The sequence below is a fragment of the Laceyella sediminis genome, from assembly GCF_003003125.1.
GTDB classification, from domain to species: Bacteria; Bacillota; Bacilli; order Thermoactinomycetales; family Thermoactinomycetaceae; genus Laceyella; species Laceyella tengchongensis.
In genome coordinates this window covers 79,935-90,744 of the sequence record NZ_PVTZ01000013.1, presented here as the reverse complement: position 1 = coordinate 90,744, position 10,810 = coordinate 79,935, and the positions used below count along the sequence as shown (strand labels likewise).

Annotated in this window: 14 protein-coding genes, 1 pseudogene and 1 other annotated feature (1 of these 16 running past the window's edge); of the genes and pseudogenes, 5 read left to right on the top strand and 10 right to left on the bottom strand. The window is 50.8% G+C overall.

Annotation, left to right across the window (positions count from 1 at the left end):
- The coding region (locus CLV36_RS17545; protein ID WP_219904917.1) for a hypothetical protein at positions 1 to 230 on the top strand (230 nt) is incomplete at its 5' end.
- Positions 231 to 393: 163 nt separating this feature from the next.
- Here CLV36_RS17545 and CLV36_RS14120 read toward each other — a convergent pair.
- Positions 394 to 1,695, bottom strand: a complete 1,302-nt coding sequence (locus CLV36_RS14120; RefSeq protein WP_102991740.1) for a homoserine dehydrogenase — start codon at positions 1,693 to 1,695, stop codon at positions 394 to 396.
- 340 nt (positions 1,696 to 2,035) lie between these two features.
- Here CLV36_RS14120 and CLV36_RS14110 point away from each other — a divergent pair, with 340 nt between their 5' ends.
- Positions 2,036 to 2,776, top strand: coding sequence for an aminotransferase-like domain-containing protein (locus CLV36_RS14110; RefSeq protein ID WP_106343100.1), 741 nt, complete (start codon positions 2,036 to 2,038; stop codon positions 2,774 to 2,776).
- A gap of 198 nt (positions 2,777 to 2,974) precedes the next feature.
- On the opposite strand, the gene CLV36_RS14105 is transcribed toward CLV36_RS14110, so the two are convergent.
- The 6 genes and pseudogenes from CLV36_RS14105 to CLV36_RS14080 form a co-directional block, all read right to left on the bottom strand.
- Positions 2,975 to 3,400, bottom strand: coding sequence for a hypothetical protein (locus tag CLV36_RS14105; RefSeq protein WP_106343099.1), 426 nt, complete (start codon positions 3,398 to 3,400; stop codon positions 2,975 to 2,977).
- 126 nt (positions 3,401 to 3,526) lie between these two features.
- Positions 3,527 to 4,171 (bottom strand): lysoplasmalogenase, encoded by a 645-nt coding sequence (locus CLV36_RS14100; RefSeq protein WP_106343098.1) that lies wholly within the window; start codon positions 4,169 to 4,171, stop codon positions 3,527 to 3,529.
- A gap of 23 nt (positions 4,172 to 4,194) precedes the next feature.
- A complete protein-coding gene (locus CLV36_RS14095; RefSeq protein WP_106343097.1) occupies positions 4,195 to 4,560 on the bottom strand; it encodes a D-arabinono-1,4-lactone oxidase in 366 nt (121 codons plus the stop codon).
- A gap of 25 nt (positions 4,561 to 4,585) precedes the next feature.
- A pseudogene (locus tag CLV36_RS14090) lies at positions 4,586 to 4,690 on the bottom strand (zinc ribbon domain-containing protein); the annotation flags it as partial.
- A 223-nt stretch (positions 4,691 to 4,913) separates the two neighbouring features.
- Entirely contained in the window at positions 4,914 to 5,537 is a 624-nt protein-coding gene (locus CLV36_RS14085) for a sterol desaturase family protein (RefSeq protein WP_106343096.1), read from the bottom strand.
- A complete protein-coding gene (locus CLV36_RS14080; protein ID WP_425436586.1) occupies positions 5,534 to 6,250 on the bottom strand; it encodes a GntR family transcriptional regulator in 717 nt (238 codons plus the stop codon). Before CLV36_RS14080 ends, CLV36_RS14085 begins: the two co-directional genes overlap by 4 nt.
- Before the next feature lie 370 nt (positions 6,251 to 6,620).
- Between CLV36_RS14080 and CLV36_RS14075 the strand changes: the two genes are divergently transcribed.
- Together CLV36_RS14075 and CLV36_RS14070 are read left to right on the top strand one after the other, a co-directional pair.
- Positions 6,621 to 7,391: a sporulation protein gene (locus CLV36_RS14075; RefSeq protein ID WP_106343094.1), complete on the top strand. Its 771-nt coding sequence runs from the start codon at positions 6,621 to 6,623 to the stop codon at positions 7,389 to 7,391.
- Entirely contained in the window at positions 7,388 to 8,008 is a 621-nt protein-coding gene (locus CLV36_RS14070) for an NAD(P)-dependent oxidoreductase (RefSeq protein ID WP_106343093.1), read from the top strand. Before CLV36_RS14075 ends, CLV36_RS14070 begins: the two co-directional genes overlap by 4 nt.
- A gap of 189 nt (positions 8,009 to 8,197) precedes the next feature.
- On the opposite strand, the gene CLV36_RS17425 is transcribed toward CLV36_RS14070, so the two are convergent.
- Positions 8,198 to 8,350, bottom strand: coding sequence for a hypothetical protein (locus CLV36_RS17425; protein ID WP_181353077.1), 153 nt, complete (start codon positions 8,348 to 8,350; stop codon positions 8,198 to 8,200).
- A 116-nt stretch (positions 8,351 to 8,466) separates the two neighbouring features.
- Positions 8,467 to 8,787 carry a hypothetical protein gene (locus tag CLV36_RS14065; RefSeq protein WP_106343092.1) on the bottom strand — a complete coding sequence of 107 codons (321 nt, stop codon included), beginning with the start codon at positions 8,785 to 8,787 and terminating at the stop codon, positions 8,467 to 8,469.
- Positions 8,788 to 8,856: 69 nt separating this feature from the next.
- Here CLV36_RS14065 and CLV36_RS14060 point away from each other — a divergent pair, with 69 nt between their 5' ends.
- Positions 8,857 to 9,177, top strand: coding sequence for a hypothetical protein (locus CLV36_RS14060; RefSeq protein WP_106343091.1), 321 nt, complete (start codon positions 8,857 to 8,859; stop codon positions 9,175 to 9,177).
- 82 nt (positions 9,178 to 9,259) lie between these two features.
- Here the strand turns inward: CLV36_RS14060 and brnQ are convergent, their stop codons facing one another.
- Complete coding sequence (gene brnQ / locus CLV36_RS14055) at positions 9,260 to 10,606, bottom strand: branched-chain amino acid transport system II carrier protein (RefSeq protein WP_106343090.1); 1,347 nt, start codon at positions 10,604 to 10,606, stop codon at positions 9,260 to 9,262.
- A gap of 156 nt (positions 10,607 to 10,762) precedes the next feature.
- Positions 10,763 to 10,810 (bottom strand) — a binding site (T-box leader); it runs 201 nt beyond the window's last position.

Below are 10,810 nucleotides of genomic sequence, written 5' to 3'. Positions count from 1 at the left end.
TGGCTATGCTGCTTTCGAGAGCAGGTAAGGGAGGTGGTTTTAAGTTTATATGGGTTGATATTCATCCATTAATTGTTTATATCCCTTTTATATACAAAAACCCTGCGATCAACAAAGTTGATTCGCAGGGTTTGTCAACATTCTCGCGGGATGGGGTACCACACCCCATCCCGCTTTCTTCTGCACACCGCCTCGATCCCATGCCACGGCAGACCTACTTGGCAGTTTGATAATTAGACGTATGATGTATGACCTCATTAGCCCCTCTCGTCCCGAAACAAAAGATACGCTGGACACGGCCGAGCTACTCCTTGCACACCTCCTAGATTTGTCTTGCGACCCTAATTGATTATGCTCTCCAAGCGTTACTAAATCCTCTTATTACGCTAAGGGTTATTCGTCGCCGCCCTCCACCCGGTACCAACTTTTAATCTCTTTCGTCACATCCATGTCCGCCAACGCCAGCAAAACCTGCCGCAAATCATGTTTGGTAATCTCATGCGTCACCAACACAATCTCCGCTTCTTCGCTTTCTGGAAGCGGCTGTTGGATCACTTGGCCGAGAGAGATGTTATTGTCAGCAAATAACTGGGTGATACGAGCCAGCACCCCGCGCTGATCCGTCACCACCATGCGCAAAAAGTACTTGGACAGCTTTTCCGTTTCTTCTTTCATCCGTTTTTCTTTGTATGGAGCAACCATCCCCTGCCCATTGACATGTAGCTTCATATTTTTAACCACCATCACTAAATCTGATACGACCGAAGTAGCCGTGGGCAATTCGCCCGCACCTGGTCCGTAAAACATCGTTTCGCCTACTGCTTCGCCATACACATACACGGCATTAAACACCCCGTTGACAGAAGCCAGGGGATGGGAGTGATGAACCATCGTCGGCTCGACACTCACCTCGATCTTGTCATCGTCGCGCTGGGCGAGTCCCATCAGCTTAATTTCATAGCCTAGCTTTTTCCCAAACGCGATATCATCTTGAGTTACTCCGCGGATTCCTTTCACATCCACTTCTTCCAGCGCCACCGGTACCCGGAACCCCAGTGTGGACAAAATGGTCATTTTGCGCGCAGCATCGATCCCGTCAACATCGGAAGAGGGGTCAGCCTCCGCAAATCCCAGAGCCTGCGCCTCCTTCAGCACTTCCTCATAGGAGGCCCCATCTTGGCTCATCTTGCTCAAAATGTAGTTGGTAGTGCCATTGACAATCCCCATGATTTTGGTGATGCGGTCAGAGGAGAAACTTTCTTCCAGCGCCCGCAGAATCGGCACGCCTCCAGCCACACTGGCTTCATAAAAAACGTCACTCCCCCGCTCTTTGGCCAAAGTTAAAATCTCCGCTCCATAAAGCGCCATCAGATCTTTATTAGCCGTGACGACATGTTTGCCCCGCTCCAACGCGGCACAGATGTATTCTTTGGCCGGATGGATGCCCCCCATCACCTCAATCACCACATCAATGGCGGGATCTTGCAAAATCTCTTCCGCCCGATCGGTAACAAGATGCTCCATGCCGGGAACGCTCCGCGGCTTGTCCCGATCGCGAACGAGGATCTTATGGATGTTCACACCCATTCCCGTTTGTTTGACCAAATCTTCCTGATGGGCTGAAATAATCCGCACCACGCCTGTCCCTACTGTTCCAAAACCCAACAAGCCGACATTGACTGATGTCCGTTGCATCTTGAACCTCCTCTGTCAAAGTGGAAGAATGATAAACTACCCAAACCGAATGTCTCTATACAATGGACAAATGTTTACTGGATGCGAATAGTATAACGGAGTCGGGTGTCTATGACAATACCTAAAAATCAAATTGTTTTGTAAATGTTTCATAAAGCTCACTCCTCGCCCAATCCAGCTCGCCGATCGAGCGGCTGGACCCTTGCATGCGGGGTACCTTAGCCCATTGCAAAAACCCACCCTTCCGCTCAGGAAAAGGTGGGTTTTTGTGTTCGGCGTCCCTGATAAGTAGCCCTTTGCCTTTAATCCTCATCAAAAGACGATAATCGAAAGAACTTACATGCTTGCTCTCCTAGCCGACATGGGCTGTTTGTCCCACTGCTTGTTCGGCTATGGCCTCGGCATGGATAGTTGTCGTGTCAAACAACGGCAACGCGCAATCGCTCTGTTGAACCAGCATGGTCAATCCGTCCCGCTGATTTTCGTCATCCCTTCGCACCAATTTCCCATGGGTGGCACGTTGTCCATTCAACGGCGGGTGAAGCTAATTGAATACGCCCGCCTTCATGACTCCTATATTGTCGAAGATGATTATGACAGCGAGTTTTGTTTTGAAGGAACTCCGGTTCCTTCTTTGCAGGGCATGGCCCCGGAACGAGTGATCTATGTTGGCACATTTAGCAAAATCCTATCCCCTGCGATCCAGATCGGCTATCTGATCCTGCCGCCACCGCTCGTATCCCAGTTCCGCAAGCACAAATGGTATTTGGATCGCCACTCTCCTTTGATGGATCAAATGATTTTGTCCCGTTTTATCCAAGAAGGGCATTTGGACCGCCACATACGCAACATGAAAAAGGTGTATCACAAAAAGCGCAATCATTTGATCAAAGCGCTCACCCACCACTTCCCCCAAGTCAACATCTTGGGGCGCAAAGCGGGGATGCATTTGGTGGCGGAGTTCCCCGGCTTGCCGAATCCGTGGAACATTACGCCTTACAAAAAGGCCGGCACCGCCACCAAATCGTGTTGGGATTCGGCGGACTGTCAGAGGAGGAGATCGACAAGGGGATCGCTGTGATCAAAAAAGCGGTGGATCACAAGAGATAGAAATATGCCCGACGGCTCTGGGGCTTGTGCGGACAAGCGCAAAAGGGGTAGGCCAATGACCTATCCCTCTTTATATGGGTATGCGTGTGCAACTTCTGGCGAGGCACTGAAAAGGTGCGCTTGGATGGCCTGCCCAAATCCGGGAAACCGAGCCGCGTTCACATCCTATTTAGTCACGAAGCTTAGCAGAGAGGACATTCATCTCCGGTGACGACAGATTGGTGATTTGCACCTCATGGATGCCCGTTTTCACACCTTCCAAATAACACTCTCCCGTGGTTTGGAAGTTGTAGTTGTCCCCCAGACAGGAATCCACTACTTGGCCTCGGTGGTTCAGCAGCTTAATCTCATAGGAACCTTGCCAAGGATCTTCCCCATCCCGCCCGGAAGCAATTTGCGTGATCTCGAGTACTTTGGTTCCTTTTGGCAAAAACACTTTTCCGGAATGGATCGACTCGCCCGGATACAATACGCCGGCACCGGACCAGTATACATGGCCGGTTACGGCCGCTCCGGCTACGGACGGAAATGCAAACCCGGACAAGAGCATCGCCGTAACCAATGCGTAAGTGCAGCCTTTCCCTTTTTTCACCATGAAAACCATTCCTTTCAATGAAAATAGTCCTTCTTGTTAATTGTATATTAAAACAAAAGTGTTTCGCCACAATTATTAATTATTTCATATTTGTAAATAAACGGAACAAAAGATATATATTCCCCATCAAGTCATTTGCAGACCTCCCCATACGGCTAACGCCAGCAGCGCTTGCGCCAAAAAATACAGCGCCATCAGCACCATTTCCGCCCATGGGAACGGACGCACAAACCGGTTCCACGCCAATACCGCATCCGACAAATAGAATGCGATGGCACCGGCGATGAGGAGAGGGGAACTGGTCTGCACCGCCATCACCAACATCCAAGTGATCACGGCGATGTAGCAACCGACCGCCACCATCAGGCGGTTTCCTCCCTCCCGGACGACGCCCGCGCGCAACACCAACATATAACCTACGCCTACGCACACCAATGCGGCCAACAACCCTCTCGGCATTGGCGCATCCCCTCCCACCGCGGAAAACGCGGCCACATAGCAAAGATGCGCCAAGAAAAACGCACCCAATCCCTCCAAAAAACGCTCCTTCGGCAACATCAGGCAGATATCCCCGATCAAGGAGCAGCATAAGCCGATCAGGATTAGCCAACCAGCCCGATCACCCCCATCCAAACCGGCCACTGCCATGGCGATGATTAGCCCCATCGTACCAGGCTTGAGCACATATTTCCCCGTCTGGTACCGCTTGGCCAACACCGCTAGATACGCCAAGCTGGACAGCATGATAACCCCCAACCAACTGTACGGCATCGCCTTTTTCCTCCTCTTCTTTTTCAACGCAAGCCAAATAAAGTGCACAAATAATCATTCAAGAATCCCCCGTGCGGGTCCAGCTCCACCCGAACCCTTAAGAAATCGGCCCACTTGGGATAGCGCGTGGCCAGCTCCCTAGGCCCCATGGTGTGAAGTTTCCCCCAATGCGGTCGGCCACCATGCCGCTTCAGAATCTCTTCCACCGCAGCAAAGTAGGGTTCATATTCCATCCCCTGGTACATATGGACGGCCAATTGACACTCCACACGGCAGAAGCCGTGGGATTCTTGGGTCATTGGCGTTCGCAGTCCTTTTCCGTTTTGAACGATGCCCAAGTTTAGGGGTGTGCCATCACCCCGTCCCATGCAGTTAGCATGTACCCACATGGGCGGCGTACCTGTTACCAGTACGCTAGGCCGCTAGACCTGAAATCGCCTTGGCGATGTTGATCGCCCCGTTTAAGTCAGCATGAACCGTGTATCCGCAGGACCTACATTTAAATCGCAGTCCATAGCGCTCCGGTAACGCAAATGGTAAACTGGCATAACCCGCAGATCAATCCGAACCACAATCCCCAGTGCCCCCAATGAAACCTGAGCCGCTTGAAACACTTCAGAATGCCGGTCTGGTGAGCAAGTGAGAACCCGTCCATCTGCAGTAACCAGCGTCAGCGCCGCGACCTGGCTGGATTAGTTTCCCAGGCTTATACCTGTCCCATGCGTCCCTGTGCTGATTGCACCTACTCTTGCCGCGCATGTTGTTCCAGATCACGAACGGTATCGCTTCGCCCCACTTCCTTTTCGCTTTTAAACGTTCCCAACAGCAAGTCAAACGCCGGGCTGGTGACCCCATACCAGTAATGCTCATTTTTGAAGTGATGGCGCAAGTGGAGTTTTTTCATCCAACGCCCCCAGGGAGTGAGCGGGATGATGGGGCGGTGAGCGACATAATGGCACCATTCATAATAAAGCAGAAAACCGATCACGCCTGTCACATAAGACACCGTCCACGACAAACTGGATGTGATCAAATAGACCGCCCCCGCGGCCACCGCAATCAACGGCAAGCTGTACCAAGCAGGCAAAAACAACAAGTCCAGCTTATGAGGGTCCGCATGATGGTCATAATGAAGTCGTTTGAGCCATTTCAACAATACTGGATGTTTGGGGGGCGGCAGATGGAAAAGAAAGCGGTGAATAAAATATTCGCTCGCCGCATAAGTGAGCATCCCAATCCCCAATGGCACCCACCCTTTAACCGAAGTCAACTGCGGCGCTGTCACGACCAAGCCGCTCACAAAGAGCACACCCATCAGCAAAATATCGGGAAACAGCCAAAACTCTTTTACTGTCTTCGCATTCATCGTCTCTCCCCCGCCATGGCGTTTTGCCATTCCTCTAAGCTTCGAGCCATCATTGCGCGTGCCAGCTGTTCCGCAGACGTCGCCTCTTGCGCCAAAGCTGCCTCCAACAAATCATGATAATAACGCCGCGATGCCTCCCGGCGCGCTGACTCGGCAAAATAAAGGCGAGCCATCTTCAGGTATACCTGCTCGAAGCTGTTCAAAATCAGCACATAAATGGGATTGGGCGACAGACTGGCTAGACTCTTCTGCAAATGCCAATCAAACGCCGCAAACGCATCCGCACGATCTTCCAACTGCTCCAGTGTGGACAAGAGCGCAACCACTTTGGGGCGCTGATTCGCCACTGCATCCCTGACATATGCCGGAGTCAGGGAGATCCGCAATTCCAGCAAGTGGGTGATGACTTCACCCGTTATTTTCTCACTATTGCGTACAATGTTGACAAGCGTGTTGAGTGTCCCGTGTTGCCAGAAATCCTTTACGATAGCAGGTTGCCCTTTGCGCACTGCCAACCATCCATCCCGCTCCAAGCGCTGAATCACTTCCCTGACGATGGGTCGTCCCACACCAAGGCGGCTCGCCAATTCCCGTTCTGACGGCAATGGGCTACCAGCCGGGTACTCCGCCTCCAAAATCGCTTTGATCAGCTGCCTCTCCACCCGGTCCGACGAGCGTTGGGGCCGATCAATCTGTTTTACCCGTTCCTGCACGCTCCCGCCTCCCATCATGGTCTTACCAGCATGCACTTGCGGTATTACTATCATTTTATTAAATATTCTAATTATTGTCTATATAAATAACAGAATATTTGTATCCCCTTTTTTTCATTAACCCTTATGGTAAACTATCCCTGTGTAACTGAAAAATGGAGAACCAGAACTCCTTTTATATATATGTAGAAAATTGTTCACAAACGGGTAAATAGATGATGAAGAAACAAAAAGCGAACACGGGAGCGGCTTCACCCTTTCATCGGGCTGGCAAGCAAGCGACAAGGCCCGGACGCGCCGCTTCTCCGCACTTGCGAAAGGCGTTGTTTTAAGCCTTCTACGATACGAAACAGAGAATGGGGGAGTAACTATGGTCTTATATCGTCCGCTTGCCAGTTTGGGAATCGGTGCCGCAACGGTTGACACGCAATTGGCGGATAGCCAAGCCAGCGCCGGAGGAGAAGTAAAGGGGAAAATCGTGATCAAAGGGGGCAATGTTCCCCAACAAATCGATCACATCTATCTCTATCTCGTCATTCAGTATCTAAAAAAAGGCAAAAAAACATCCCATACCTTGGAAAAGTACCAACTCGCTCAGCCGTTTGTCATCGAACCAAACGAAAAAAGAGAAATTCCATTCCAAATCAGATTGCCACTATCGACCCCGCTGTCGACGGGAAGCTATCCCATCTACTTGAAAACGGGACTGGATATCAAACACGCCATCGATCCTAGCGACACAGATAAAATTGAAGTGTTTCCCCACCCACTAGTTCAGAAGTTGCTAAAGCAGATCGAAGATGCCCAATTTATTCTGTATCGCATCTATAATGAATACGACCCAACCCTTAAAGCGCAACCCTTCGCTCAAATATACGAATTCCGACCAACCGGCAAATACCACGGTTATTTGGATGCGCTGAAGGTGAACTTTCATATGAATGAAACACACCTGGTCATGAACATTGAACTCATTCGTTCGACGCAGTCGTACATGACCACTATGGAATGGCAATATCAAGGCACCCACCAGGCCGTTTACGTAGACAATCATCAAACGTTGACAGACCCGATGGACAAGGTGCAACAAATACTGACCCAACGCCTTGACAATCAACCAATGAGAGGACTGCTGCCATGAACTTGTTACTATTGGGCGCCACCGGGCGGGTAGGTGGGCATGTGCTCCGCCTCGCCTTGCAAGACGGACATCATGTCACCGCACTTGTACGCAATCCGGATCGCATCCCTTGCTCACACCCAAACTTGACTCTCCTGCATGGAGATGCACGGCGTCCGGAAGACATCAGCCGAGCCGTCACTGGGGCAGAGGTGGTCATCAGCGCCCTTGGCACAGACGGGACAACCACCCTGACCGACAGCGTGCGCGCGCTCGTGCCGGCAATGGAACAGGAACGCATCAAACGGATTATCACAGTGGGAACGGCCGGCATTCTGCAAAGCCGAGTCGACCCCGCCCTGTTGCGTTACCAATCATCCGAATCCAGGCGCCGCATCACCACCGCCGCCGAGGAACATCACCGCGCCTATCAACTCCTTTGCCAAACAGCGTTGTCATGGACGATCGTGTGCCCAACCGCTTTGAAAGAAGGGCCCTCGCCAGCACCTGTTCGGGCGCAACGCGATTATTTGCCTGAAAACGGCACCTGGATTTCCTTTGCTGACACCGGCGCCTTCGTCTATCGTCAAATTAACGATCTCACCTACGTCCAAGCCCGCGTAGGCATCGCTTACTAGCAAACCGTTCCAAAACCATCGACAACTTGCCAGACACGCTTCAACCCGCCTCAGCTACCTACATACCCAGAGGCGGGTTTTATTGTGCCTGCGCCATTCACCCGCCATCAAAAAAGAATCATCCCCTGCGCTACATGCACAGAAGGGATGATCCCCGTCCAGTGTTAAGCTTCGCCTGTGATCCCGGCATCAATGGGCGGTAGGCGCGGATAACCCGACGCAGTTCACCAGCGCCCGGCTCTCCTCATTCAGCCCATTGACAGTCACGCGCTTATTTCCCTTTTGATACTTGTCCACTACTTTGGCAATGGCCGTCACAGTCATCAGAATAATCGCTACCAACGGAGCGGGCACTACGGTCGTTCAGACTCTTGGAAGCGCCACCAAGCTGGCAACTGAACACGAAAAAGCGGAAGCTGTCATAACCTTAACAGCTTCCGCTTATTCACGTTCTTTCCCTATGCCTTATACCGATCCACATCGCTATCTTCGTTTCCCCGGTGCGGTTTCCACGGTTTGATTTGCGCCAGATAGCTTCGTGTATTGCTTTTGTGCTCTATATACTGAGCCAAGGTGATAAAATGTGTATTATTTGTTCGCAAAAATTCATTCAGCAAGGCTTGATGGACTAAACGCATCGCCTCTTCATCAAAATAAATTTTATTCGCTTGTAGCCCATGCTTGAGAAAGTATTCGTTCACGTACATTTGCTGCAAACTCATCTCTCTCACCAAAGAATCCATAAAAGTGGTTCGCCGGTTATAATCTAACGCGTTCATATTCTTTCCTCCCTATCTATTACATTTGTTCCAGTTCTTTCTTTTGCTTGTCGGTTCCTTTCTCTGGTTTTGACAAGTTTTGACGAAACATCGTCAATTGGCGAACCGTTCCAAAAAGAGTTTTACACTGCGGCTGTTTTCTCCACCACTGGCATCATCGACATGAGCAAAGTGAAAACCAAATCGTTTGAGTTTAAAATCTGGATCGACGAAAAAAGCTTCAATTATGTCAAAAGCACTCTGAAAATCAAATATGACGCCGACTTGAGCACCAATGGCAAAACAAATCAGCATCTGGTCGACGACCAATACGAGTTCATCTACAGCGGCCCGTTTACGCAAACTATTCAAGTGCCAGACGAAGTGAAAGAAAAAGCAATTGACATATAAGGAGTCGCTTGGCCTCTCGTGCGTCACAAAGCAAAAACGGCACCTGTCCACAGAGACAGGACCGTTTTTTTATCTCCTCATATTAAGATGGCTGGTTGATTTGTGTTCGTCTCACTGCGCGGCTTTCCACCATCACTGCCAAGGCCAGCCCGATGGCGGCGCCAACCAATGCCGGAACTGTCCACCCCAATCCTTCCTCATAAAGAGGCAATAGGCTGAGCCATCCCACCAGGTGGCCGTTGAAAAGATCCGCCTGCACACAAGCGTCAACAACACTGACAACTCCGGCACATACCATCGCTCCTACGTACACCATCCGCCGGCCATGAATCCAACGGTCGGTTAAAGCCAGCGCGATGAGCGTGATCGCCATCGGATAAATAGCGGACAGAATCGGTACAGACACCGCCAAAATCCCATCCAAACCCAAGTTGGCAAACAGCATGCTGACGCTGGAGAGAATCGCCACCCATCCCTTATATGAGATGTGGGGCGTCAACGAGCTAAAATACTGACTGCAAGAGGTGATCAAGCCGACGGATGTAGACAAACAAGCTAGCGTAAACACGAGGCCCAACAATACAATCCCTGATGTGCCAAACAGATGCAAGACCACATGCGTCAACGTATCAGCCCCATTGGACGCTCCAGCTGCTAAGCTAGCACCCGAGGCCCCCAGATACCCCAACAACACATAGATGCCCGCCAGCAAAACGCCCGCAAACACTCCAGCATAAATCGTATAGGTGATTAGCGCTTTTTCACCCTTAACTCCCTTCTTCTTCAAAGCCATCACGATGACAATGCCAAAGTTTAGAGCCGCAATCGTATCCATTGTCATATACCCATCTAAAAATCCTTTGAAAAACGGGCCCGTTACATATCCGCCTACCGGTGAGCCAAACGAACCCAGCGGATTGACCAAACTGCACGCGAAGATCACACCCAGTAGCAACAATAAAAGCGGAGTGAGCAACTTCCCAAGCCTGTCGCTCAATTTGGCCGGGGATAAACACAGCCAAAACGCAACGGCAAAATACACCAATGAATAAATAAACAAGGCCATCCCGCTTTCTAGCCACGCCGAGGGCAGGTAGGGAGAAATCCCCATTTCAAATGCTAACCCTCCGTTACGCGGAATCCCCAACAACGGCCCGATCGACAGATAGACCAGCAAAGTGAAGACCACAGCGAAGACAGGATGAACGCGTTTGGCCAAGGACTGCAATCCACCCGACTTGGCTACTGCCACGACACCCAAGATCGGCAAACCCACAGCCGACACAATGAACCCCCCCAAAGCTGGCCATAATTGCGTTCCCGCCGTTTGTCCCAGAAACGGAGGAAAGATCAGATTGCCGGCTCCAAAAAACAAAGAGAAAACCATCAAGCTTACCCATAAGCATTCTTTTTTCGTCAATCGCTCCATCGTGTAACCTCCCCAATCCATTTTGTACTTTTTCCTATTAAACTTATTGGTTTACACAGTTTTAACATTGAGACAGAGCGCCCAACGCTATCATTCACCGCATAAACCAACCGGGCCATAAAAAATTCTCCCGCCCCAACGATCGATCATGCCGATCGCTGGGGCGGGAGAATCGCGGTACCACCCAGTTTTCCCATCCCCCTC

Excerpts from the sequence above, each read along its gene's own strand:
- CLV36_RS14075 (WP_106343094.1), top strand. The coding sequence starts at position 6,621 with ATGGTCTTATATCGTCCGCTTGCCAGTTTGGGAATCGGTGCCGCAACG.
- CLV36_RS14085 (WP_106343096.1), bottom strand. The coding sequence starts at position 5,537 with ATGAATGCGAAGACAGTAAAAGAGTTTTGGCTGTTTCCCGATATTTTG.
- CLV36_RS14110 (WP_106343100.1), top strand. The coding sequence starts at position 2,036 with ATGCTTGCTCTCCTAGCCGACATGGGCTGTTTGTCCCACTGCTTGTTC.
- CLV36_RS14100 (WP_106343098.1), bottom strand. The coding sequence starts at position 4,171 with ATGCCGTACAGTTGGTTGGGGGTTATCATGCTGTCCAGCTTGGCGTAT.
- CLV36_RS14070 (WP_106343093.1), top strand. The coding sequence starts at position 7,388 with ATGAACTTGTTACTATTGGGCGCCACCGGGCGGGTAGGTGGGCATGTG.
- brnQ (WP_106343090.1), bottom strand. The coding sequence starts at position 10,606 with ATGGAGCGATTGACGAAAAAAGAATGCTTATGGGTAAGCTTGATGGTT.
- CLV36_RS14065 (WP_106343092.1), bottom strand. The coding sequence starts at position 8,787 with ATGAACGCGTTAGATTATAACCGGCGAACCACTTTTATGGATTCTTTG.
- CLV36_RS14095 (WP_106343097.1), bottom strand. The coding sequence starts at position 4,560 with ATGTGGGTACATGCTAACTGCATGGGACGGGGTGATGGCACACCCCTA.
- CLV36_RS14105 (WP_106343099.1), bottom strand. The coding sequence starts at position 3,400 with ATGGTGAAAAAAGGGAAAGGCTGCACTTACGCATTGGTTACGGCGATG.
- CLV36_RS14120 (WP_102991740.1), bottom strand. The coding sequence starts at position 1,695 with ATGCAACGGACATCAGTCAATGTCGGCTTGTTGGGTTTTGGAACAGTA.